The sequence below is a fragment of the Mycobacterium sp. 1274761.0 genome (genome assembly GCF_001668615.1).
GTDB lineage: Bacteria > Actinomycetota > Actinomycetes > Mycobacteriales > Mycobacteriaceae > Mycobacterium.
Genome location: NZ_LZMC01000019.1, coordinates 57,937 through 82,446, shown reverse-complemented (window position 1 = coordinate 82,446; position 24,510 = coordinate 57,937). Strand labels below are relative to the sequence as shown.

General features: G+C 66.9%; 18 protein-coding genes and 1 pseudogene. 5 read left to right on the top strand and 14 right to left on the bottom strand.

Annotated elements, in window-relative coordinates:
* Positions 1 to 2: 2 nt before the first annotated feature.
* Together A5651_RS02565 and A5651_RS02560 are read right to left on the bottom strand one after the other, a co-directional pair.
* The gene (locus tag A5651_RS02565; RefSeq protein ID WP_066975244.1) at positions 3 to 791 is read right to left on the bottom strand and encodes a CPBP family intramembrane glutamic endopeptidase; all 789 of its coding nucleotides are present in this window, start codon (positions 789 to 791) and stop codon (positions 3 to 5) included.
* Positions 788 to 3,238 carry a phosphoketolase gene (locus tag A5651_RS02560; RefSeq protein WP_369803902.1) on the bottom strand — a complete coding sequence of 817 codons (2,451 nt, stop codon included), beginning with the start codon at positions 3,236 to 3,238 and terminating at the stop codon, positions 788 to 790. The genes A5651_RS02565 and A5651_RS02560 overlap by 4 nt, the downstream gene beginning before the upstream one ends.
* Before the next feature lie 76 nt (positions 3,239 to 3,314).
* Between A5651_RS02560 and A5651_RS02555 the strand changes: the two genes are divergently transcribed.
* Together A5651_RS02555 and A5651_RS02550 are read left to right on the top strand one after the other, a co-directional pair.
* Positions 3,315 to 5,678, top strand: a complete 2,364-nt coding sequence (locus A5651_RS02555) for a CoA transferase (RefSeq protein ID WP_066975240.1) — start codon at positions 3,315 to 3,317, stop codon at positions 5,676 to 5,678.
* Complete coding sequence (locus A5651_RS02550; protein ID WP_066975238.1) at positions 5,675 to 7,147, top strand: acetyl-CoA acetyltransferase; 1,473 nt, start codon at positions 5,675 to 5,677, stop codon at positions 7,145 to 7,147. Before A5651_RS02555 ends, A5651_RS02550 begins: the two co-directional genes overlap by 4 nt.
* 1 nt (position 7,148) lies before the next feature.
* On the opposite strand, the gene A5651_RS02545 is transcribed toward A5651_RS02550, so the two are convergent.
* The 5 genes and pseudogenes from A5651_RS02545 to A5651_RS02530 all read right to left on the bottom strand — a co-directional run bounded on the left by A5651_RS02545 (position 7,149) and on the right by A5651_RS02530 (position 12,455).
* Positions 7,149 to 7,733: a hypothetical protein gene (locus A5651_RS02545; RefSeq protein ID WP_066975236.1), complete on the bottom strand. Its 585-nt coding sequence runs from the start codon at positions 7,731 to 7,733 to the stop codon at positions 7,149 to 7,151.
* Between the two features lie 36 nt (positions 7,734 to 7,769).
* Entirely contained in the window at positions 7,770 to 8,498 is a 729-nt protein-coding gene (locus A5651_RS02540) for a DUF72 domain-containing protein (RefSeq protein WP_066975456.1), read from the bottom strand.
* Positions 8,499 to 8,549: 51 nt separating this feature from the next.
* Positions 8,550 to 8,873, bottom strand: a pseudogene (locus A5651_RS25865) (TfoX/Sxy family protein); the annotation flags it as partial.
* A gap of 88 nt (positions 8,874 to 8,961) precedes the next feature.
* Positions 8,962 to 11,313 (bottom strand): endopeptidase La, encoded by a 2,352-nt coding sequence (gene lon, locus A5651_RS02535; RefSeq protein WP_066975235.1) that lies wholly within the window; start codon positions 11,311 to 11,313, stop codon positions 8,962 to 8,964.
* Positions 11,314 to 11,447: 134 nt separating this feature from the next.
* A complete protein-coding gene (locus A5651_RS02530) occupies positions 11,448 to 12,455 on the bottom strand; it encodes an esterase family protein (RefSeq protein ID WP_066975233.1) in 1,008 nt (335 codons plus the stop codon).
* Positions 12,456 to 12,652: 197 nt separating this feature from the next.
* Between A5651_RS02530 and A5651_RS02525 the strand changes: the two genes are divergently transcribed.
* Positions 12,653 to 13,807 (top strand): hypothetical protein, encoded by a 1,155-nt coding sequence (locus A5651_RS02525; RefSeq protein WP_066975231.1) that lies wholly within the window; start codon positions 12,653 to 12,655, stop codon positions 13,805 to 13,807.
* Here A5651_RS02525 and A5651_RS02520 read toward each other — a convergent pair.
* From A5651_RS02520 to A5651_RS02510, 3 genes are read right to left on the bottom strand one after another with little or no spacing between them, the layout of a single operon-like run.
* On the bottom strand, positions 13,804 to 15,018 hold the full coding sequence (locus A5651_RS02520; RefSeq protein ID WP_066975229.1) for an alpha-hydroxy acid oxidase: 1,215 nt from the start codon (positions 15,016 to 15,018) through the stop codon (positions 13,804 to 13,806). The genes A5651_RS02525 and A5651_RS02520 overlap by 4 nt on opposite strands.
* A 9-nt stretch (positions 15,019 to 15,027) precedes the next feature.
* Entirely contained in the window at positions 15,028 to 16,428 is a 1,401-nt protein-coding gene (locus tag A5651_RS02515; protein ID WP_066975226.1) for a mechanosensitive ion channel domain-containing protein, read from the bottom strand.
* Positions 16,425 to 18,635, bottom strand: coding sequence for an adenylate/guanylate cyclase domain-containing protein (locus A5651_RS02510; RefSeq protein ID WP_066975224.1), 2,211 nt, complete (start codon positions 18,633 to 18,635; stop codon positions 16,425 to 16,427). The genes A5651_RS02515 and A5651_RS02510 overlap by 4 nt, the downstream gene beginning before the upstream one ends.
* Positions 18,636 to 18,714: 79 nt before the next feature.
* On the opposite strand from A5651_RS02510, the gene A5651_RS02505 reads away from it, so the two are divergent.
* Entirely contained in the window at positions 18,715 to 19,158 is a 444-nt protein-coding gene (locus tag A5651_RS02505) for a DUF1810 domain-containing protein (RefSeq protein WP_066975454.1), read from the top strand.
* A 2-nt stretch (positions 19,159 to 19,160) separates the two neighbouring features.
* On the opposite strand, the gene A5651_RS02500 is transcribed toward A5651_RS02505, so the two are convergent.
* The 4 genes from A5651_RS02500 to A5651_RS02485 are packed head-to-tail and all read right to left on the bottom strand — an operon-like array spanning position 19,161 to position 23,729.
* Positions 19,161 to 20,468, bottom strand: a complete 1,308-nt coding sequence (locus A5651_RS02500) for an alpha-amylase family protein (RefSeq protein ID WP_066975222.1) — start codon at positions 20,466 to 20,468, stop codon at positions 19,161 to 19,163.
* 23 nt (positions 20,469 to 20,491) lie between these two features.
* Positions 20,492 to 22,162: a tetratricopeptide repeat protein gene (locus A5651_RS02495; RefSeq protein WP_066975220.1), complete on the bottom strand. Its 1,671-nt coding sequence runs from the start codon at positions 22,160 to 22,162 to the stop codon at positions 20,492 to 20,494.
* Positions 22,065 to 23,147, bottom strand: a complete 1,083-nt coding sequence (locus tag A5651_RS02490; RefSeq protein ID WP_066975217.1) for a DUF3533 domain-containing protein — start codon at positions 23,145 to 23,147, stop codon at positions 22,065 to 22,067. Before A5651_RS02490 ends, A5651_RS02495 begins: the two co-directional genes overlap by 98 nt.
* Before the next feature lie 27 nt (positions 23,148 to 23,174).
* Entirely contained in the window at positions 23,175 to 23,729 is a 555-nt protein-coding gene (locus A5651_RS02485) for a TetR/AcrR family transcriptional regulator (protein ID WP_066975215.1), read from the bottom strand.
* A 146-nt stretch (positions 23,730 to 23,875) separates the two neighbouring features.
* On the opposite strand from A5651_RS02485, the gene A5651_RS02480 reads away from it, so the two are divergent.
* Positions 23,876 to 24,505: a PaaI family thioesterase gene (locus A5651_RS02480; RefSeq protein WP_066975213.1), complete on the top strand. Its 630-nt coding sequence runs from the start codon at positions 23,876 to 23,878 to the stop codon at positions 24,503 to 24,505.
* Positions 24,506 to 24,510 lie beyond the last annotated feature (5 nt).

Genomic DNA, 24,510 nt, shown 5'->3' with positions numbered 1-24,510 from the left:
CGCTATGTCGACAGGTGCCACACCAGGGCGGCGGCCAGCGCCCCCAGCCCGTTGAGCGACCAGTGCAGGGCGATCGGCGCCAACAGGCTGCCGCTTCGCCGACGGAGCCAGGTGAAGACGAACCCGGCCGCGCCGGTAGCAGCCACAGCGAGCACCACGCCAGCGACGGTGCCAAGGATGCCGCCGCCGAGCACGCGGGTGAAGCCAACGTTGCTGCTGGTCAGACCCAGCGAGGTGGCGATGTGCCAGAGCCCGAACAGCAGCGAGCCCGCCGCCGCCACCCCCCGGAAACCCCAGGCCCGATTCAGCGCGCCGTGCAGTACCCCGCGAAACGCCAGCTCTTCGGGAATCACGGTCTGCAGCGGGATGATGATCATCGACGCGATCAGCGCGCCGGACACCGTGGCGTAGTTGTTGTTCAGGAACATCGGCCGTGTCCACGGCAGCGCCAATCCGATGGCGATGACGGTCAAGACCACGCCCACCGCCGCCAGCGCATAGCCGGCGCCCGATCTCCAGTGCTCGCGGGACAGGCCCAGTTCCGACCAGCCCACGCCACGCGAGCGCATCAGCACCAACAAGCCGACGGCGGCCGCGGGCACCGTCGCCACGCTGGCCCACGACGTGGTGAAGTGCGCGATCAGGTTGGTGATGGCCAGCACCACCACGACCACCGCGATGTCGACATAGGTGTGGAAGTGGTGCAGCGCCGATAGCTGGGCCACCGCGGGGTGGGGGCCTCCTGACTGCTCGGACACGTCGCCGAGTGTACCGACGGTTGTTGCGGTCATTCGTTGTCAGCGGTGTCCTGCGCCATCGATTGCCGGCCCGAGGGCTGGAAGCCCGAATCCCACGTCCAACCCGAGATCGCCGGGTCGTCCTCGCCGTGCTCACGGGTGAAGATGCGGGCGGCCAGCCGCGCGTCGAGCATCCGCTGTCGCAGCCCGGCGGCCCGCGTCGCCAGGCCCTCGACCCGGTCGATGACGTCGGTGACCAGATGGAACCGGTCGAGGTCGTTGAGCATCACCATGTCGAACGGGGTGGTCGTCGTGCCCCGCTCCTTGAACCCCCGCACATGCATCTGCGCGTGATTGGTCCTGCGGTAGGTCAGCCGGTGGATCAGCCAGGGATAGCCGTGGTAAGCGAAGATCACCGGCTTGTCAGTGGTGAACAGAGCGTTGAACTCGCGGTCGGACAGGCCGTGCGGATGTTCGGAGTCGGGTTGCAGACGCATGATGTCGACGACGTTGACGACGCGGACGGCGACGTCGGGCAGTTCGCGCCGCAGGATGTCGGCTGCGCCAAGTGTCTCGAGGGTCGGGACGTCGCCGGCGCAGGCCAACACCACGTCAGGGTCGCCCGAGTAGATTCCCGGGTCAGTGCTCGCCCACTCCCAGATCCCCAGCCCACGCGTGCAGTGCGCGATCGCCGAGTCCATGTCCAGATACGTCAGCGCGGGCTGCTTGCCGGCGACGACGACGTTGACGTAGTGGCGGCTGCGCAGACAATGGTCGGCGACCGACAGCAACGTGTTGGCGTCCGGTGGCAGGTAGACCCGCACCACCTCCGGCCGTTTGTTGGCCACGTGGTCGATGAACCCCGGGTCTTGATGCGATGCACCGTTGTGGTCCTGGCGCCAAACATGGGATGTCAGTAGGTAATTCAGCGATGCGATGGGTCGACGCCACGTCAGATGCGAGCTGCTGGAAAGCCACTTCGCATGCTGGTTGAGCATCGAGTCGACGATGTGCACGAACGCCTCGTAGCAGTTGAACAGGCCGTGCCGGCCCGTCAGCAGATAGCCCTCCAGCCAGCCCTGGCACAAATGCTCCGAGAGCACCTCCATCACGCGACCGTCCGCCGCGAGGTCCTCGTCGCCGGGCTCTTCGTCGGCCAGCCACACCTTGTCGGTCGCTTCGAACACGGCGCTCAGCCGGTTCGACGCCGTCTCGTCGGGACCCATCAACCGGAACCGGTCGGGATTGCGCGTGATCACGTCGCGGAGGAAGGTGCCGAGCACCTTGGTGGCCTCGGCGGTGTCGGTGGCGGGCTTGTCCACCGTGACGGCGTAGTCGCGGAAGTCGGGCAGGTCCAGGTCACGCAGCAGCACGCCGTTGGTGTGCGGGTTGTCGCTCATCCGGCGGGTGCCGGCAGGTGCGAGGGCGCGCAGCTCGGCGCGCAGCGCGCCGTCGTCGTCGAACAACTCCTCGGGGCGGTAGCTGTGCAGCCATTCTTCGAGCTGTGCCAGGTGCTCCTTGTTGGTCCGGGTTTCGGCCAGCGGCACCTGATGTGACCGCCACGTGCCTTCGACCAGCTTGCCGTCGACCTTGCGCGGTCCCGTCCACCCCTTCGGTGTGCGCAACACCAGCATCGGCCATGCCGGCCGTGCAGTCACGCCGTCAACACGCGCGGCCTGTTGGATGGCCGCGATCTGGTCGAAGGCCTCGTCGAGCGCGATGGCGAGCTGCTGGTGGACATTGGCCGGATCGTCGCCTGCCACGGTGATCGGCCGGTAGCCGTAGCCGATCAGCAACGATTCGAGTTCGTGGTGCGGTAGCCGGGCCAACACGGAGGGGTTGGCGATCTTGTACCCGTTGAGGTGCAGGATCGGCAGCACCGCCCCGTCGGTGGCCGGGTTGAGGAACTTGTTGGAATGCCAGCTGGCCGCCAGCGGCCCCGTTTCGGCCTCGCCGTCACCGATCACGCACGCCACGACGAGGTCGGGGTTGTCGAAGGCCGCGCCGTATGCGTGCACCAACGCATAGCCCAGCTCGCCGCCTTCATGGATCGACCCCGGCGTTTCGGCGGCCACATGGCTGGGGATTCCGCCGGGAAACGAGAACTGGCGGAACAACTTTCGCATACCGTCGACGTTCTCTTCGATACCGGAGTACACCTCGCTGTAGGTGCCCTCGAGGTAGGCGTTGGCGACCAGGCCGGGGCCGCCGTGGCCGGGTCCGGTGATGTAGATGACGTCGGCGTCGCGCTTGCGGATGACGCGGTTGAGGTGGGCGTAGAGCAGGTTGAGACCCGGGGTGGTGCCCCAGTGCCCGAGCAGACGCGGCTTGACGTGCTCAGGTGCCAGCGGCTCCCGCAGAAGGGGATTGTCCAGCAGGTAGATCTGGCCGACGGAGAGATAGTTCGCGGCGCGCCAGTAGGCGTCGATCTTGGCAAGCTCATCGTCGGACAGCCGCGGCGCGGTCGGTGCGTCAGTATCAGCGCTCATGGGGATGCTCATCGAAACCATGGTTGTCGTGCTGGGTGAACAACGAGTGCGGTAGTGGTACCCGGCTCACACAGAGCTAAGCACTAACGTGTCCGTCGTGCTGCTGTCGGAGCTTCGGGTGCTGGACCTGTGCGACGGCGACGCCGACGCGGTCACGCGGCTGTTGGCCGACCTCGGGGCCGACGTGCTGAAGGTTGAGCCGCCCGGGGGCACGGCCGGCCGCTCGCAGGCACCGCTTGTGGCGGGCGGCAGTGTCCCGTTCGCGTTGAACAACGCCAACAAGCGCAGTTGCGTGCTCGACCCCGTCGAGGCCAACGACCGCGACCGCTTCCTCGAGCTGGTCGCGGCCGCCGACGTCGTGGTCGACAGTGGCGCGCCCGATGGCGTCGAGGGGTTCGGCATGACCTGCGCGCAGCTGTGGCGCCGGCATCCCCACCTGGTCGCGATGTCGGTGACCGACTTCGGCGTGGACGGCCCTCGGGTGTCATGGTCTGCCACCGACGCGGTGTTATACGCGCTGTCGACGGCCCTGTCCCGCTCGGGCCCGACGACCGGCCGGCCGGTGCTGCCGCCCGACGGCATCGCCTCCTCGGCCGCCGCAACGCAGGCCGCATGGGCCGTCCTCGTCGCCTACTACCACCGATTGCGTTACGGCACAGGCGATTACATTGACTTCAGCCGTTTTGAGGCGGTGGTGCAGTCGTTGGACCCGCCGTTTGGCACCGAAGGGCAGGCGGCCGTCGGCCTGAAGCGCTCGCACGAGTTGTGGCGCGGTAGGCCACGCAACCAGCAGATCTACCCGATCTTCGGCTGCCGCGACGGCCACGTCAGGATCTGCCTGCTGTCGCCGCGGCAGTGGCGCGGCATGCGGGCATGGCTGGGTGAACCCGAGCAGTTTGCGGACCCGAAGTTCGACACGATCGCGGCGCGATACGCAAAGTCGCGGGAGCTCAACGAACTGATGGCCGAGCTGTGTGCAGCAGCGACCATGGACGAACTGGTCGCCGAAGGGCAGTCACGTGGTGTGCCGATCGCGGCGGTGCTCAGCCCGGCGGAAACCTTGTCCTCGGAGCATTTTCGGTCGGTGGGGGCGCTTACCGAGGCGGCGATCAGTCCGGAAGTGGCGGTCACCGGACCGGTAGGCGCATTCGTCGTCGACGGAGTCCACCGCGGGTACACGCGGCCGGCGCCCTCGACGGGTGCTGACGAAGCCGCTTGGGCCGGTCCGGGTTTCGACCGTCCCACGCCCGAGGCGAGGAGTTCCGGGCGCCCGTTCGACGGTCTGCGCATTCTCGACCTCGGCGTGATCGTTGCCGGCGGTGAGCTCGGGCGGCTCTTCGCCGACCTCGGCGCCGAGGTGATCAAGATCGAGAGCGCCGCCTACCCGGACGGGCTACGCCAGACCCCCCCGGGCCAGGTGATGAGCCGCTCGTGGGCACTCGCCCACCGCAACGAGTACGGCCTCGGCCTGAACCTGCGCGAGCCCAGGGGCGCGGAGATCTTCGCACAGCTGGTCACCGGAGCCGACGCGGTGTTCGCCAACTTCAAACCGGGCACCCTTGCCTCCCTTGGCTTTCCGCTCGAGCGGTTGCGTGACTTGAACCCGCGGCTGGTCTTGGCCGAAAGCAGTGCGTTCGGCGCAACGGGACCGTGGAGCGAACGCATGGGTTACGGTCCGCTGGTTCGGGCCACGGCCGGCGTCACAAAGCTGTGGACCTCTGACGACGCGCCGGGCTTCTATGACGCGACGACGATCTTTCCCGATCATGTGGCCGCCCGCATCACAGCGGTCGCCGCGCTGGCGTCGCTGATCGCCCGCGAATGGACCGGAACCGCTGCGCACGTTCACATTTCCCAGACCGAATGCGCCGTCAACCAGCTCGCGACAAGCTACGTCATTGACGCCGCGCGGGCCGCCGGGCTCGCCGTCGACCACGGTCCTGTCCTGCACGGAGTGTATGCGTGCGCGGGGGAGGACGAGTGGTGCGCGATCTCCCTGCGGACCGAGGCTGACCGGCGGGCGCTGGCGGACGTGATCGGCACCGCAGAGCTGCCCGTCGAGAATACCGGCCTCCTCGACGCGGTGCAGGAATGGACATCGCGACGGGACAAGAACACCGTCGCCGAAACGCTGCAGCGCGCGGGCGTGCCCGCCGCACCGATGAACCGGGCGGTCGACGTGTTGGCCGACCCCGTTCTGGTGCACAGGACATCGTTCACCAGCATGGTGCATCCGCTGTTCGACCATCCCATGCCATCCGAGACCAGCCCCGCACGGTTCGCCCACATCCCGCGGGCGGAGTTGCGGCCCGCCCCGATGCCGGGCGAGCACACCCGCGAAATCTGCCACAAGCTGCTGTCCCTGGACACCGAGGAGGTCGACCGCCTGATCGCCGACGGCGTGTTGTTCACCTCGTCCACGCCCGACAACGCCTCGAGGACCCGATCATGACTAACCCACGCACACCGGTGCTGGTCGGCTACGGCCAGACCAACCAGTTCGACGAGAACCCCGACGTGGAACCGATCGACCTGATGGAGGCCGCCACCCGCGCGGCGGCCGACCCCCGCGTGCTACGCGCCGTCGACTCGGTGCGCATCGTCAACATCCTGTCGTGGCGCTACCGTGACCCCGGACGTCTTCTCGCGCAGCGCATCGAGGCCGACGACGCCGCCACCCGGTACACCGGCGTGGGCGGCAACGTGCCGCAGACGCTGGTGAACCAGGCATGCCTAGACATTCAGCAGGGCCGCGCCGACCTGGTGCTGATAGCGGGCGCCGAAGCATTCCGCACCCGCACGCGGTTGCGGAACCGCGGACAGAAGCCGCGGTGGACCAGCCAGGACGAGTCGGTGCCGTTCGCCGAGGGCGCCAACGAGAACCTGCCGATGGTCGGACCCGCGGAACTTCGAATCAAGCTGGACCGGCCCGCCCACGTCTACCCGTTGTTCGAGCAGGCTCTCCGCATCGAAGCGGGCGAGTCACCGCAGAATCATCGGGAACGCATCGGCGAACTGTGGTCGCAGTTCAGCGCTGTCGCGCACCGCAATCCGCATGCGTGGAGCCGCACCCCGCTGACCGCCGAGCAGATATGGCAGCCGAACGAGGGCAACCGGATGATCAGCTGGCCCTACACCAAGCTGATGAACTCCAACAACATGGTCGATCAGGGCGCGGCGATCGTCGTCGCATCGGTGGAGAAGGCCACCGACCTCCAGATCCCGTCCGAGCATTGGGTTTTCCCGTATGCGGGGACGGATTCGCACGACACGTATGCGATCGGCGAACGGTGGGAGCTCAGCAGCTCGCCTGCGATCAGGATCGGCGGCCGGCGGGTGCTGGACCTGGCCGAGGTCGGCATCGACGACATCGACCTCATCGACGTGTACTCCTGCTTCCCGTCGGCGGTTCAGGTGGCCGCCGCCGAGTTGGGCTTGCCGCTGGCCGATCCGGCGCGACCATTGACGGTCACCGGCGGGCTGACGTTCGCGGGCGGTCCATGGAACAACTACGTGACGCATTCGATCGCGACCATGGCGCAACGATTGGCGGGCAGCGACGGTCGGCTCGGGCTGATCACGGCCAACGGCGGTTACCTCACCAAGCACAGCTTCGGCGTGTACGGATCGCAACCGCCGAGGCACGAATTTCGCTGGGAAGACGTGCAATCTGCCGTGGACGCGGAACCGACCAGAGCGGCCGACCCGCAGTGGTCCGGCGTGGGCGCCATCGAATCCTGGACCACACCGTTCGACCGCGGTGGATCGCCCGAGAAGGCGTTCGTGGCCGTCCGCACACCCGATGGTTCCCGTGCGCTCGCGGTGATCACCGACCCCGCCGAGGCGGCGGCAACGGTAGCCGAGGACATCGCGGGCGCCGCGATCACGGTGCACCCCGACGGCACGGCGAACCTCAGTTGAGCTAGGGCGCGTCGAGCGGGACTTCGCTGTAGTGCGGCAGGTACCCGTCGGCGCTGAACGTGAAGCCGTTGCCGCTTTCCTCGCTGAGGCACGACACGCCGGTGGCTTGCTGGATGTTGCACCGGAACCGGGCCACGATCAGCGTTCGGTTGAACGGCAGCATGGGCGCCGGTGCGGGCGGCTCGAACTGGGCCGCGTCCAGCGCCGCGAAGTGGGGGTCGCCCTGAGGTTCGATGACGACCGCGTTCGGGGGCACCTCTTGACCGGTGGCGTCCGCCACCATGTCGGGCGCGCCGGTAATCGCCAGGGCGCCGGCGGCGGCCACACAGCCCGCTTTGTCGCGGGGCAGGATTGCGCACTGCCACCGGCCGCTGGGCGTCGAAAAATAGTAGGCCGCTTGCCCGTTGAGATCTTGGGCGAAGTCATGGGCGTCCGGCAGGAGCGCGGGGTTGGTGGGCGGCAGCGACGGCGCCACGGACGTACTCGTCGCGGTAGCTGTCGCCCATTCGCCGGTGTTGACGACGCGCTCGGCGGTGCAACCGGTGACAGCCAGCAATGCCGCGGAGGTCAGGGCAATGGTCCTCATGTCGCGCAACAGCCTAGGGGAGCAAAGCGTCTGCCGTTACGTGGGGGTCAGAAAATTGCGCAGTAGCCGCGCGTTGCGCACAGCGTGGCCGCCGAGGTCGTTGTTGAAGTAGACGTCAACCCGCCTACCTTCTTCGTGCCAGGCCGTGATGCGGTCGGCCCAGCGCCGCAAATCGTCGTCGGAATAGGAGCCGGTGTACAGCGACGCCGGTTCTGGGCCGTGCATCCGGATGTAGACCAGTTCGCTGGTGGCGACCGGCACGCAGGCGAGCTTGGCACCGCTCATCACGACATAGGCGGCGCCGTGTCGTTCCAGCAGTTCGAAGACGGCGGGATCGTTCCATGATGGGTGCCGTAGTTCCATCGCTACCGGAATCCATCGCGGCATCAGGCCGAGGAAGTGGTCGAGGCGGGCGTCGTCGCGCTCCAGTTCGGGGTGCACTTGCACGAGTAGGGCCTCGGCGCGGTCGCCGAGAGCCTTCCAACACCGCTCGAAGCGCTCCACCCACGGTTCCGGGCTGTTGAGCCGACGGAAGTGCGTCAGCCCGCGATGCGCCTTGACGGCCATCGTGAAGCCGTCAGGGAGCCGCTGCCGCCAACCGGCGAAGGCGGCGTCGCGTGGCCAGCGGTAAAAGCTTGCGTTGAGCTCAACGGTGTCGAACTCCTCGATATAAATCGCGAGCCGCTTCGACGCCGGGGTCTTCGGTGGGTAGAGCACGTCGGTCCAATGGTCATACGACCAGCCCGACGTGCCGATCCGGATCACGCGAGGTGACTTGCCCGTTGCGCGGATCTCCGAAACGTGGGGCTCACTTCGTGGCAGGGATTTCGCGTAATCGACGCCGCGGGCCACCCACGATTGCAGCTGGCGTTTGGTCTTCACGCCGTCGATGGAAACCCGCAGCCAGCCCCGGGTCTCCCTGCCGGCCATCACCATCGGTTCGACGTGCTTGCGGGTCAGCAGTTCGGCCGTCTCGGCTGCGGGCACGCGCACCATCAGACCGCCGCGCCCGCTGACCGCCACCGCCATGTTGCCGTTGAGCAGGAATGCCAGGCCGCCGAACATCCGCTTCTCCTCAAGCCCCTTCTGGGGCCCGAGGAGTTCGCGGATTCGGTTGGCGAGGTCCTCGTCGTAGGCCATGTAACCCACCAACCTATGCCGAGCAGACGCAAAAGCTCGCTCCACGTCGGCGTGTCGGAAGCTTTTGCGTCTGCTCGCCGGGCGGGTGTCAGGCGGCTTCGGTCACGACGGAGTCCACCGGCGCGAGTGCCTGCGCGACGATATCGGCCACGTCGGTCATCGGCCGCACCTCGAGCGCCTCGAGCACCTCGGCAGGAACATCGTCGAGATCCGGCTCGTTGCGCTGCGGGATGAAAACCGTTGTCAGCCCGGCACGTTGGGCCGCAAGCAGCTTCTGCTTGACTCCGCCGATCGGCAGCACTCGGCCGTTCAGCGTGACCTCACCGGTCATGCCGACGTCGGAGCGCACCTGCCGACCGGTGGCCATCGACACCAGCGCGGTGACCATCGTGACGCCCGCCGACGGGCCGTCCTTGGGAACCGCGCCCGCGGGCACGTGCACGTGGATCTTGCGGTCCAACGCCGCGGGGTCGACGCCGAGCTGCCCGGCGTGCGAGCGAACGTAGGACAACGCGATCTGCGCCGACTCCTTCATGACGTCGCCGAGCTGACCCGTCAACTGCAGGCCCGCCTCACCGTCGGTGGAGCCCGCTTCGATGTACAGGACATCGCCGCCGAGGCCGGTGACGGCAAGGCCCGTAGCCACTCCCGGCACGGCGGTCCGCTCGGCGGACTCCGGCGTGAACCGCGGACGACCCAGGAACTCAACGAGATCCGGCTCGTCGATCCGAATCGGGGCCGCGACCTCACCTCCTTGCGCTCCTCGCGTCCGCGAGTCGAGTTTGGTGGTGACCTTCCGCAGCGCTTTGGCCAGCAGCCGCTCGAACTGCCGCACACCCGGTTCGCGGGTGTAGTCCGCGGCGATCTTGCGCAGCGCCGCCTCGGTGACGACAACCTCGTCTTCGGTCAGCGCCGCCCGCTCGCGCTGCCGCGGCAGCAGGAAGTCGCGCGCGATGGCGACTTTGTCGTCCTCGGTGTAGCCGTCGATCTGCACGAGCTCCATCCGGTCCAGCAGCGCCGATGCGATGTTCTCGATGACGTTGGCGGTGGCGAGGAACACGACGTCGGACAGGTCAAGATCGAGGTCGAGGTAGTGGTCGCGGAACGTGTGGTTCTGGGCCGGGTCCAAGACCTCCAGCAGGGCCGCCGAGGGGTCGCCGCGGTAGTCGGAGCCGACCTTGTCGATCTCGTCGAGTAGCACGACGGGGTTCATCGAACCCGCCTCACCGATCGCGCGCACAATCCGGCCCGGCAGCGCACCGACATAGGTGCGCCGATGTCCGCGGATCTCGGCCTCGTCGCGCACACCGCCCAGGGCGACGCGAACGAACTTGCGACCCAACGCCCGTGCCACGCTCTCGCCGAGCGAGGTCTTGCCGACGCCAGGGGGACCGGCCAGCACCATTACCGCACCGGAACCCCGGCCCCCGACGACGGCCATGCCGCGCTGGGCCCGCCGCGCCCGCACCGCCAGGTATTCGACGATGCGGTCCTTGACGTCCTCCAGACCGTGGTGGTCGGCGTCGAGGATTTCGCGAGCGGCCGTCAAGTCGGTGGAGTCTTCGGTGGTGATGTTCCACGGCAGATCCAGCACGGTGTCCAGCCAGGTGCGGATCCACCCGCCCTCGGGGCTCTGCTCGCTGGAGCGCTCCAGCTTGCCGACCTCGCGCAGCGCCGCCTCGCGGACCTTCTCGGGCAGGTCGGCGGCGTCGATGCGGGCACGGTAGTCGTCGGAACCGTCCGGTTCACTCTCGCCGAGTTCCTTGCGGATCGCGTTGAGCTGCTGGCGCAGCAAGAACTCCTTCTGCTGCTTGTCCATGCCGGCGCGGACGTCTTCGGCGATCTTGTCGGTGACCTCGACCTCGGCCAGGTGGCCGCTGGTCCAGTCGATCAACGCCCTCAACCGTTCGGCGACACCGGGTGTCTCCAGCAGCTGCCGCTTCTGCACATCGGTGAGATATGAGGCATAGCCGGCGGTGTCGGCCAGCTGCGACGGATCGGTCAGCTTGTTGACGAAATCGATGATCTGCCACGCGTCGCGCCGCTGCAGCATCGCCAGCAGCAGCTTCTTGTACTCTGCGGCCAGCGCCAGCGTCGCCGGCGAAGCCGGTTCCTCGTTCACCTCGGTCACCTCGACCCACAACGCCGCGCCGGGCCCGGTGGTACCGGCGCCGATGTGGGCGCGACGCTCACCGCGGACCACCGCGGCCGAAGCCGACCCACCGGCGACGCGGCCGACCTGCACGATCGAGGCGAGCACGCCGTAAGTGGGGTAGCGGTCATCGAGCCGGGGCGCGATCAGCAGCTTCCCGCTGTCGCTGGCTTGCGCGGCGTCGACGGCAGCGCGGGCGGCGTCGTCGAGCTCGATGGGCACCACCATTGTCGGCAGCACGATCGGCTCGCTGACAAACAGCACCGGCACTGAGAAAGGTTGCGGCATTTATCCTCCAAAGTTAAGCCTGATGCACTCAACCTTGTTGCGGCCGCCTTTGTTCCCACCGGAATAGCGTCCCTGACGCCAAGGCAGTGGGCCTGCCGCTGGGGTAGCGGCAGGCCCACTGGAGGGAGGTGCTGTTACGCGGAGGTGGGGGACGCGCCCAGCACCCGTTGGAGGTCGGGCTTCATCTGCTGCAGCTGCTGTCCCCAGTAGCCCCAGCTGTGTGTCCCGTTGGGCGGGAAGTTGAACACGGCGTTCTGCCCACCAGCGGCCACGTAGGTGTCCCGGAAGGTCTCGTTCGTACGGAGAGTGAACCCTTCCAGGAACTGCGCCGCCATCAGGTTGCCGCCGTCACTGGCCACGTCGAGATCCGCAGGCGTTCCGTTGCCGCAGTAGATCCACAACCTGGTGTTGTTGGCGATCAGCTGATGGATGTTGACCATCGGGTCGTTGCGTTTCCACGCGGGATCCGTCGACGGGCCCCACATGCTCTCGGCGTTGTATCCGCCCGCGTCGTTCATCGCGAGACCGATCAGCATTGGCCACCAGCCCTCGGAGGGGTTCAGGAAGCCCGACAGCGAGGCGGCATAGATGAACTTCTGCGGGTAGTAGATCGAGTACGTCAGCGCGGTGCTGCCCGCCATGGAGATGCCAACGACCGCATTGCCGTTCTGCGACACACCCTGGTTGGCCTCCAGGTAGGCCGGTAGCTCCTGGGTCAGGAACGTCTCCCACTTGTAGGTGTAGTCCTGCCCGTTGCCTTTCGACGGCTGATACCAGTCGGTGTAGAAGCTGGACATGCCGCCGACGGGCATCACCGTCGACAGGCCCGAGCGGTAGTACCACTCGAACGCCGGGGTGTTGATGTCCCAGCCGTTGTAGTCGTCCTGCGCACGCAGGCCGTCGAGCAGATAGACCGCGTGCGGTCCGCCGCCCTGGAATTGCACTCGGATGTCGCGGTTCATCGCCGCCGAGTGCACATTCAGATACTCGACCGGTAGCCCCGGCCGCGAGAACGCGTTTGCCGTCGCCGACCCCCCGGCGAACCCGATCGCGCCGGGCAGGGCCGCCGCCACGAGGGCACTGGCCGCAAGCCGGCGCATCCATGTGCTTCGAGTTTCTCGAAACCTCTCTGACCACTTCATAACGGCAACAACCCACCTTTCCAATTACTTGCCTTCAAGCAATTGCCGTTGCTTTGCGTGGGCCAGTGAACATCCGCCACATCAGTCACTTGCGTACCAACACGGCATTTGGATGTCGCGAACCGCTAACGATTGCGACTCGGCGCCGATATCTACTTGTTGAGCTGGCCAAACAGGCATCGATTACCGTCGTCGCGGTGGCGTGGCTGCGGTGGTTCGTGACGGTGACGACGGCGTGTGCGGTTGTCGCAGGCTGCGGCGGCACCCGCGAAGTCGACCCGAGCAGCCTGGACCCCGGGCCGTATTCGACCGCGCCGCGCATGATCCCGAATCCGCAGTCGCTGCCGGTGGGCACGGCGCTGGAGGGCATTCGGATGGCCGACGCGGTAGCCGATACGTCGCAGTTCGGATCCCCGTTGATCCACCTGCGGCAGGCGGGCCCGATTTCCGACCCCGCCAGCCTGTCTGCGGTCGTCGGCGAAACGGCTGCACGGATCCTCGACCGTCGCGGTTGGGTCGCCGGTTACCGCGCCACCTACGCCGATGCCCCGGACGGCCGTACGCCGCATGCCGAGTTGTCGATCATGGTGTCGCGTTTCCCGATCGACGCGGCCGCACAGTCGGCTGCGTCTGTTCTCGAGGTAGCCAACTGGGAGGACTTCGACAAGACGATCGCCACGCCGCTGCCCACCCGCCCCGAAATCGCCGCCCGGTACACGCCCGGCATGAGAAAGCTGCTGCTGGACACTGCGATCGGGCCGTTCGCTCTGCACCTGACGCTCGACGCGGCGCCCGATGGAATCGAGAAGCACATCGGTGAACTCGACGCCGCGGTCGACGAAGAACACGCGTTGCTGCAGGCCTTCACACCGACGCCGATGGCCGACATTCCTGCGCTGCCACGCGATCCCGACGGTCTTCTCGCCCGGATGGTGGCCACCGATCCAACCGCCGCGCCGCCGCCGTCGCCCACGTTCGCCGTCTACGGGCCGACGGGCGCTTTGCATGACCAGCCGGCGACCTTTCGTCGGGACAGCCTCTTCGACGCCTGGGGTGTCGAGCGGTTCGCCGTGTCGGGTCACCAACGCCTGTACCGGTTGCGCGACCACCAGGCGGCCAAGGACATGGCCGCGGCGGTCATCGCCGAGGTATCCAACCGCGAACACCGCATCGACAACGATGCGAATCTGCCTGACACCCAATGCTTTCAGACCGACCCGCCGACCGTGGCCATGCCCGCTTTCGCCTGCCGGGTGGTCTACGACGCCGTCTACACCGAGGTTCGCGCCGATTCGGCGACCAAAGCGCAACAGATGGCGGCGGCGCAGTACGTACTGCTGGCCAACCGTTAGGAGTCCAGCAGGGTGACGTGCCGCGGCGTCAACTCCTCCAGGCACGTCACACCGAGCAGTCGCATGGTGCGCAGGACCTGCTCTGCCAGAATTGTGATGGCGCGGTGGACGCCGGCCTCACCGCCGGCCATCAGACCGTAGAGATAGGCGCGCCCAACGAGGGTGAACCTTGCGCCCAGCGCGATGGCGGCGACGACGTCGGCGCCGGACATGATTCCCGTGTCGAGCAGGATCTCGGTGTCGGCGCCCACCTCACGGGCGACGTCGGGCAGCAGGTGCAGCGGCACCGGCGCGCGGTCCAGCTGCCTGCCGCCGTGGTTCGACAGCACGATACCGTCGACGCCGAGGTCGACGACCGATCTGGCATCGTCGAGTGTCTGAATCCCCTTGACCACCAAGTTGTTCGGCCACTGCGATTTGATCCAAGCCAAATCGTCGAACGTCACCGTCGGGTCGAACATGGTGTCGAGGTATTCGGCTACAGTGCCCGGCCAGCGATCCAGTGAGGCGAACGACAACGGCTCGGTGGTCAGCAGGTCGAACCACCACCGCGGGTGGGTCACCGCGTCGAGCACCGTCCGCAGGGTGAGCGCCGGCGGTACGGACATTCCGTTGCGGGTGTCGCGAAGCCGGGCTCCGGCGACGGGAACGTCCACCGTGACGAGCAGGGTGTCGAATCCCGCCGCGGCGGCGCGTTCGACCAACGCCATCGACCGGTCCCGGTCTTTCCACATGTAGAGCTGAAACCAGTTGCGGCCCTGGGGGTTCGCGGCCTTGACCTCTTCAATCGACCTGGTGCCCAGCGTCGACAACGAGAACGGAATGCCTCGCCGCGCCGCCGCGTGCGCGCCGGCGATCTCGCCTTCGGTGTGCATGAGGCGGGTGAAACCGGTCGGCGCGATGCCGAACGGAAGGTCCACCCGACTGCCGAGAATATCCCAGCCGGTGTCGACGTCAGCGACGTTGCGCAGGATCGTCGGGTGAAACTGGATGTCGTGGAATGCTTTGCGCGCCCGAGCCAGGGACAGCTCCTCTTCGGCTGCGCCATCGGTGTAGTCGAATGCCGCTTTGGGTGTGCGCCGCTTGGCGATTCGGCGCAGGTCGGCGATCGTCAGTGCGTCGGCCAGCCGGCGGGTGGTCGGGTTCAGCCTCGGTTTTTTGAACTGGATGAGCGGAGCCAGCTCCCGTGGCCGTGGTATTCGGCGGTGCATCGCCCGCGTCTAGTCCGCCGCCGCAGCGACTGCGCGGCGCAAATCGGCGCGCCGATCTTCGATAGCGCGGCCGATTTCCTGAAGCAGCACCGGTTTACGGGCCACGAGATCCTCGATGTGTTCGCGTTCGACCAGCAGTACCGTCACCTCTTCGAGCGCATATGCGCCCGCCGTGACCGGCTCGCGGGTGAGAGTGGTCTGACCGAGGAAGTCACCTGGTTCCAAGGTTCTCAGCGGAATCAGCGCGCCATCGCTGTCGCTGAACACAAGGCGGACGCGTCCGTCGACGATGAAGGTCATGCCGTCGGGGATTTCGCCGGCAGACTGCAGATATTCATCGGCGCCGTAGCGGGTGACGCGGCAGTGCGTCTGCATCGCTTCGCGTTCCGTGTCGGTCAATCTGAGGGTGGATGCGACGACACGAAGTGACTGCTGCAGCCGCTCAGGCGTTTCGAAGTCGTCTTCGGCCTCATCCAAGCTCAACCCGGCGCGCCGCGATGCGTACCACACCCACCGCAGAAAGACCGATCGCGCCGCGAAATCGTCGGCGGGCGAACGCAACGGTATCGAGGTGCTGTACTGCAAGCCGCCCAGCGGAACGGTCGACGGCGTGGCGTCCGGTCGCAGTTGGGGTAGCGCGCTTGCCACTTGATTGAGCATCTTGCGGACATCGTCGGGGGGATCGTCGACAGAGAAGATCGTTGTCACAGAGAGCGAATGCGCCCCGGGCGGACGCGAGAAATTGGTGAACGATGCCGCAGCCAGGACGGAATTGGGCATGATGAGAAGGCCACCGCCGGTGTCGATATGTGTTGCGCGCCAGTTGACTTCGACGACGCGGCCCCTGGCGGTCGGAGTCTCGATCCAGTCACCGAGCTGGAACGGCTGCTCAAAGAGGACCAGCAGGCCGGCGATGATCTGTCCGACCGAGTTCTGCAGGGTCAAGCCGAGCACGATCGACGAGACTCCGAGGGCAGTGAACAGGCCGCCGATGTGCGCGCCCCAGATGTAGGCGAGGATGAGCCCGACGCCCAGCGCGATCAAGGCGAAGCGGGCCACATCCAGGAAAATCGACGGGATCCGCTTACGCCAGCTGCCTTCCGGCGCCCCTTGGAAGACCGTGGCGTTCGTACCGGATAGAAGAAGCACCAACACCACGAAGCCGAACATCGTGGCGACGACCCGCACCGGCGTCGCCGTCCCGGAGATCTGCATGACGCCGATGAGAAGAACCAACAGAGCGCCCAGCGGCAGGATGTAGTTGCGGATGAGGTGCACAGGCCGGGCGAGGAAGCTGCCCCTCCGGCGCAGCGCGCTGTGCAACTCCGTCAGCAGAATCAGGCAGACCGGAAAGCCGATCGCCATGCCCACCGCCCAGTAGAACCACGGCGCTTCCAGCACGCTGATCATGACGGATGCTCCATCAACCGCCAGATCGGTTGTTGCTGTCCGTCGACGCTTACATCGTCGGCTGCGGCGAAGTCCCGGCTGTCGCGCATGACGTCGTACACCGCCGAACTCACGTAAATTCCTGGCTGCGGCGCGCCCCGGTGCACCTGATAGGCGAGATCGACAGCCGAGCCCCACATGTCGTAAGCGAGCGTCGTCCGCCCCACCAGTCCACTGGTGACCGCACCCGTATCGATTCCCGCCCGAAGTCCGAGGTTGTGACCTGTCTCAGCGTTGAAGCGTTCAATGGTGCGTTGCATTTCGACGGCGAAGTCGACCGTGCGCCGAACATTGTCCAGCCTGGGTACCGACAATCCGCAGCTGGCCAAGTAACCGTCGTGCAGTGTACGTACCTGTTCGACACCGAGATCTTCTGCGGCAGCGTCGAATTGACGCGTCAGCTTGTTCACGATCGCCAGCAGTTCCTCGGAGCTGATCTCTTCGCCCAGCTGGTTCAGGCCCATGATGTCGGCGAAGATCACGGTGACGTTCTGATGGTCCTGCGCGATGGTCTCCTCGCCCTCCCGGTAGCGCTGCACGACAGGCTCGGGCATGAGCGACCGCAACAGCCGATCGTTCTCGCGGCGTTGCTCGGCGAGCAACTCCTCCTTTATGGCGAGGTTGCGGCTCATGTCGTTGAACGCCACGGTGAGATCGCCGAACTCGTCGCGGGACTCGACCGGCACGATCACGTGGTAGTCGCCGGCGCTTATCTGCTGGGCACCCGCTTCGAGCCTACGAATCGGCCGCACGAAGAGCCGGGCCAGCAGCATCGCCCCGAGCGATACCAAGAAGATGATCACAGCGGTCGACACCACGAGCGTGCGGGTGAATGAGGTCACGGGCGCGAACGCCTCTGATGTGTCGATCTTGGCGATGATCGACCAGTTCAGGCCGTCCAGGTTCAACGGTGCATAGGCCTGTAGCGTTCGGCGGCCCAGGTAGTCGTCCCCGATGATGGTGCCGGTCTGGCCCCGCTGGGCCGAACGGGTGGCTTCGCTTTCGACCGGCTGCACCAGGGTCGTTCCGTGCTGACGGATCGACTCTTCGGCGACCTCGGGCGGCGTGCCCTCGTCGATCACCGCGCGCTTGAAGGCGTCGGGATCCTCGAGGAACAACCGGGAGTCCGACCGCATCAGCCCGTCGGGACCGACAAGAAAGGTCTCGCCGGTCTTGCCCATCCCCGCTGCTTCCCACTGTTTGTCGACCGTCATCAGCCGGTTGATTGAGGAGATCGGGAACTGCAGGGCAAGCACGCCCTCCGCGGTTCCCGGTTTGCCGACCGGCGCGAGCAGCCATGCGGTCGGCTCGTCTGCGGGCTGGTAGTCGCTGAAGTCGGTGACGCCCACATAGTCCACAGTGTTGGCGCTCATCGCCTTCTCGTACGCACCCCGCAGGGAACTGCCGCGATATGGCCCGGTGAGGATATTGGTGCCGAGGTCGACGCCCTTATATGCGCTGTAGACGACGTTCCCTGCGGTGTCGAGCAGGAGGGCGTCCTCGAACTGGAACCGCAGCACGATCGTTCTGAAGAAGTCGTTGAATCGCGCGTTGGCCGCTGACCACGCGCTGCCGTCGCGGGCGTCGTCGAGTTCAATCGCCTTGTCCCAGTCGCGGAATGGAGCCGTGTAGTAGGCCTGCAAATAACGCTGAGCATTGGACACCGGCAGCAGGGCGTCGACGTCGACATCCTCTCCGGTCTGGTCCTTCTCGCGCTTGCGGAACTCGTTGTCGTAGTAGGCGACGATCGACTGCCATTGGGCCGGGTTGGTCGGCGCCGCGTTCAGCTGGTTGAAAGCCGTGGAATACGCCTGGACAGCCTCGGTCAGAGTGGTTCCGCGGGCGTAGCTGATGAGGACTCTTTGCAGATCGGTGAATTTCGCCTCGAGCTGCCGCGACTGCGACGCACGTATCTCGGTGAGCCGGTCGAACACCGATGCCCGCAGAGATGTCCGGCCGGAGTGAAAGCCGATGGCACCCACCACTGCAGCGGACAAGATGCTGGTGGTCAGCAGCATGACCAGGAGCTTGGACTGGATGCTGACCCGCGACAACGGATGCCTCCTGCGGGCGAAGCGGCCAAGCTTCGGCGCCGACTCCTCGTCGTTTCGTTCGTCGCTCTGGGTCGTCGCAGGCGCACCGTTGCGGCCAGTGGATAAAGGCGGCATGGCGTCCTCTCGCGATAATGGCTGCCGGGCGAGACTAACGTGTCGGCCGTACGGCCAGCAGCACAGTGAGGAAATCGTGGTGGGCGGGTTTGGAAACGCGACCGGCGACCCTTTCGACCTGCAGCGGTTCGTCGACGCGCAGGCGCCCGTCTATGACGCCGTGCTCGCTGAGCTCCGCGCCGGCCGCAAACGCAGTCACTGGATGTGGTTCGTGTTTCCCCAATTGCGTGGGCTGGGCAGCAGCCCGACGGCCGTTCGGTTCGGGATCACCTCGATCGAGGAGGCCCGCGCCTACCTCGCCCACGTGCTGCTCGGCCCGCGCCTGCGGGAGTGCGCCAGGCTGGTAGCGGCGATCGAAGGCCGCACGGCGCAGGAGGTCTTCGGCCAGCCCGACGACATGAAGCTGCGGTCGTCGATGACGTTGTTCGCGAAGGCGACCGACGACAACGCCGACTTCGTGGCGGTCCTGGACAATTTCTATGGCGGCGAAGCCGATCCCGTCACCGCTGCGCGGCTGACGTGACGTCAGCCCGGCGCGACTATCAGCCAGCCGTGTGGCTCGATTTCGGCCTGTGAGAGGACATCCTGTGGGGGTGCTCCTGATCCCGCGACGATGCGCCCTTCGGCGAGCCCGACGTCACGCAACGACAACGACATCGAGGCGTCGTCGATGTTGAGTGCGACCACCAGTGCCTCCGCCCCGTAGCTCGTCCGGTAGACATATCCGGTGTTGGTTAGCGCAACGGACGAGGTCCGGGCGGTGTGCAGCCACGGGTGGCGGCGGCGTAGCCCGATCAGATACTGGTGCAGCCGGTAGATGTCACGTCCACGATCGCCGACTCCTGTACCGGGAGCGGTGAATTCGGGACGCACGGCGTCGTCGCCGCCGACGCGCTCCTCCTTGACGCCAAGGTATGCGGACTCGTCGCCGGCGTAGATGCTCGGCGTGCCGCCGATGGTGAGAAGCAGCACCAGCGCGTGTTCGAGGTGGCGGGTGTTCTCCAGCTTGCTCGCGATCCGGGTGACATCGTGGTTGCCGATGAAGGTCATCGGGACAAAGACGTCCAGAAAGTCGTTGTGCCGCTGCAGCGCCCAGTCCAGCTCGTGGAAATTGCCGTCGTTGAGGCTGCTCCAGATGGCCTTCCACAGTTCGTACTGGGTGACCGAGTCGACTCCCGCCTCGCGGACATGCGCCGAGTAGTCGCCGTGAATGACCTCGGCGACAAACCATGCGTCGCCGAATTCCGCACGCACGCGCGGCAGCACCTGCGCCCAGAACCGGTCGGGAACGGCGTATGCCGCGTCGAGGCGCCAGCCGTCGGCTCCGCGGCCCAGCCAGTGCGTCATCACATCGACGGTGTAGTCAACAACGTCGGGATTGTCGTGGTTGAGCGCGACGAGTTCGCCGTGTCCCTCGAACGTCTCGAATTCACCGCTACCGGTCGGCAGGAACCACGACGTGTCGTCTCCGGCGACGGCGTCGCGGTAGCGCGGGAAATCCGTCCCAACATGGTTGAAGACGCCGTCGAGCAGCACCCGCAGGCCGCGCCGGTGAGCTTCGGTGATCAACTCGTCGAAGTCACCGTCGTCCCCGAGGCGCGGGTCGATGCGGCGGTGGTCGGTGGTGTCGTAGCCGTGCGTCTTCGAGACGAATATCGGTCCCAGGGCGACACCGGAGGCGCCGAGCTCAACGGCGTGGTCGAACCATTCGATGATCCGGCGCAGCCGGTGCTCGTCAGGGCCCGGCGGCGGCTCGGCGGGAAACGCGCCGACGAAACCGAGCGGATAGACCTGCCACCAGATCGCATGCTGGACCCACGCCGGTTCCGTCATAGCCAGCACCGTACGGCGTTCGGTCAGCCGACCTCCAACCGGCACGCGCAGGACGCCGCGATCGGCACGTCGGCACGTGCCGCGGCCAGCACCAGCTGCTGGCCGATGATCGCCGCCTCCGCCGTCCGGCCCAGCCGCCGCAGGCATTCGTGGTAGCCGTGCAGGCTCCACACGTTGCCGGGATGCTGGCACGGCCGGCTCAGGGTGGGGTCCAGGCCCAGGTCGGCGGCGTACACCTCGGCGGCCTCTTCGACGCGGCCCTGCTCCAGCAGCAGGGCGCCGTAGGCGTGCCGTGTCGGCTGCATCCATCCCCACGGTTCGTCGTAGGGCAAGGCGTCGTCGAGCGCGATGGCGCGCCGTAGGTGAGCGAAGGCGTCCTCGAAATACCCTTCCCGATAGGCGATTTCGCCGTCCAGCATGGCCGCTGCGATCGCCAGGATGTCGCGTGCGGTGTTGTTGAACAGATATCGGGAATCTGGGATGGCCTCGTAGGCAGCGACGAACGCCTCGCGCTCGGAGCGCGCCTGCGCTAGCTGCCCCTTGGCCGCGTGGGCGACGCCGCGTCCGTAGTGGATGGTGGCGGCCGTCGTGCAGTACAGCTCGACATCGTCGGGAACGGGGCGGGCGATAAGGTCGTCCCAGCGGCCGAATCGGACGAGCACGTGGATGCCCAGCGGCACAAAGGCTTCCAGCCAGTCAGCCATCGGCGGTGACTCGATGGCCAGCAGCTCAGGGGTGAGCTGTCCAGCCAGTTCGTCGGCGGCGGCGAGCGCGACGGCCGAACTGCCCTCGAACATTGCCGAGTACACCACGAAGTGCAGGTTGTGCGCTCGGTAGAGCGAATAGAAATTCAGCGGACCCTCGCGTTCGACGAACAGCCGATCGGCTTTCACCGCGGTTAGATTCGACACCACCGAATTGCGGTAGTCGCCGCACAGCACGTCGATGTGGCTGGCCATGTGCTGCAGATGTCCGGCGTCGGGTACCAGGTTGCGCAGCAGATCCGCGGCGGGCAGCGCCTCCTCCGGCGCCGTCGACATCTCCATGGTGTGCAGGTACAGGTGCAGCACACCGGGGTGTTCCCGGCCCGCGGCCGTGCCGAGCGCATCGTCGAGGATGCGCTTGGCCTCGACGACCCTCGAACCCGGCGCTGGCTCTCCGGTTCTGGTGTCCCACAACGCCCATGCGGTGACATTCACCAGAGCGTCGGCAGCCAGTGCCTGCACGTCGATGTCGCTGGGATAGGTCTTGGCCAGCGCGGCCATCGCGTCGGCGTAGCGGGCGTGCCCGGCCTGCAACGCATCGGTGTCGGCGGGGTCGTCGGTGGGGAAGCGGGAGCGCAATGCCTCGATCAGACCGAGCTCGACGGCAGAGGTCCGCCCGCTTTCGGCGAGTCCGAGCTCCATTCGGGCCCGCGCCAGCGACGCGGCGAGGTCGACCGGGTCGAACGCCTCCCAGGCCTTGTTGTAATTGGGGCCGACGGAATACGCGATGCCCCATCGGGCGAGGGCAAGCTCCGGATCCAATTGAAGAGCCCGCTCGAAGCAGCGGATGGCCTCGTCGTGGTTGAAGGCGTAGGCCCAGACGAGCCCGCGGTCAACCCAGATCTGCGCCTGCGGCGACGGCGTCTCGATCGGCCGGTGATACCTGCCGAGGTCGTAATACGGCTCGGCGTCGGCCAGCGAAACGCTCATGGAGGGCACGATAATTCACGCGGGATGCGGTGGCGAGGGCCGCCAGCAGACACCCCGCGGCAGCCCACATCACCAGCGTCAGCAGCGCCGCCGCAGCGCCGTGACCGCCGAAATACGAGATGCTGCGTAGCAGCGAGACCCCGGATCCCTGCGGCACGATCGCCGTGAACGTGGCGTAGAACGGCGACAGCAGCGGCCTGCCGACGGGTCCTGCGGCGGCCGCATTGCCGACGACCACCAGGAACAGGGTGAGCAGCGCCGATGCCGCCGACCCGAACGCGGCCGCGACGCCGGTGACCGCGCCGCCGACTGCCATCGCATACAGCCACAGCACCCCGACCACAGCCCAGGTGTGGCCGGGCAACGCGCCAAGGACCGCGTCGATGTAGACCGTCACCACACCCGCCAGCAGCGCCGAGTAGCCGGTCAAAGTCAGGGTGCGCAGAAGGAAGGTGGCGGGGCGGTGCACCTTGCCCATCAGGTAGCCGAAGGCGGCCGCACCCACCGATGCGCCGATCGACACAAAGATGATCGCGTAGAACTCGACGGTGCCCGACGGGTCAGCCGCCGACGTGGGCGCCAGGTCTTCGACCGTCGCGGTGAAACCACCCCGGGAAGCGATTGCGCGGCCGACATTTTCGGCTGCAGTCGCCACACTCTTGCCGCCGCCGCCGGCCACATAGATTGTCAGATCACCGGTCGGGCTCACGACGTAGGCGGAGTCGGCCTCTCGCTCGCGGACCAGTTCGCGTGCTGCGGCATCGTCGCCGACCTCGTTGACCTCCAACGCGTTTTGCTCACGCAGCGCATCGACAACCGGGGGCGGGGCGGACACCGCGACGGTCAGGTGGTGCAGGGTGGGCCTGGCGAAGGCACCGGAGTAGCTGGCGATCATCGCGACGACGAACGCCGTCAGTCCCAGCATCACAAGCACCATCGTGCGGATGCCGGATTTGGTGGCCTCGGGGGTGGCATGTCGTGGCATGGGACAAACCCTTCTCGGAAATCGGATTCAGGAGCTGGCGGTGCCGAGCAGCGCGCCGACGGTGTCCAGCGCGGCGGTGACTCTGCCGCGCAGATTTGTCGCGGTCGGGTCTTCCATCCAGGAGCGCAGGACCTCTACCAGGCCGCCGACCAGGAATCGGCTTACCGATTCGGTGGTGGGGCCCGCGACGTCGGCCGCCGCGGCGATCTGGTCGCACGCGGGGGCGAGCTCGGCGCGGAATGCGGCGACCACCCGCAGCGTGACCGCGCTCGGCACCACGTTGCGGTACATCGACCGCTGGTCGGCGGCGAAGTCGAACAGGGCTACGATCCGCGCACGCGCATCACCGGCGATATCGGCGGTGGCCGACGCGAAGGCGGCCGTGAACGCGTAGGCGATCGCGTCGTCGCGGTCGATGAAATGCCGGTAGAAGACCTGCCTGCTGACCCCCGCGCGCTTGACGATGTCACCGACGGTCAGCTGGTCGACCGGCCGCTCGCGCACCAGGGCGAGCGCAGCGTCGCGAAGCTTCGCCCGGACGCGTTCGGCGCGGGGATCAACGCTGTTGCTGCGAGTTGGCATGACTGCACCATAACCGATTTCATAGACACTTGCCTACGATAGGCTAGGTAATCTAAGACACCTATCTGAGCTGGTGTGACGGGCGTGACGCGGGCACCCCGGGAGGTCGATTCGACTTCAGACTAGAAACGTGTTCTAGTTTTGGGGTGCTGGAGTTCACCCATATCGGGGACCTGACCTCCGAGGACGTCGACCGAATGCGCGCGGTGTACGAGCCGCTCGCCGAGTCGGTTCGCGAGCTGATCGACGCGACGATCAGGACCGAGGTCGGCGCCGCTGACATCGCCGCAGCCCAAGCCGAGATCGATGCGGTCACCGCGCGGCTACGCGCACAGCAGATCGACGGTGCCTTCGGGGTGCGCTATACCACCGCCGGTGAGCGGATGGCGTGGGGCAACCCGGCCGTGGGCATCCGTAATCCCATCGCGCCGCCGCTGGTAATCCATCGCGACGGTGACGGCGGCGCCTTCACCGATTTCGTGATGGGCGCCGCCTACGAGGGGCCGCCCGGACACGTCCACGGGGGAGTGTCGGCGCTCATCCTCGACCATCTGCTCGGAGAGGTGGCCAGCGACGGGATCACGCCGCGGTTCACGGGCACCATCACGATGCGCTATCTGCGCACCACCCGCCTGGGCCCGCTGCACGCCGAGGCCAGAATCGACCGCACTGAGGGCGTGAAGACCTTCGTCGTCGGCCATCTCGCCGACGACGAGGGGATCACCGTCGAGGCGGAGGGCGTGTTCATCACGCCGCGGTGGGCGCGCGAAAACTGAGTCGC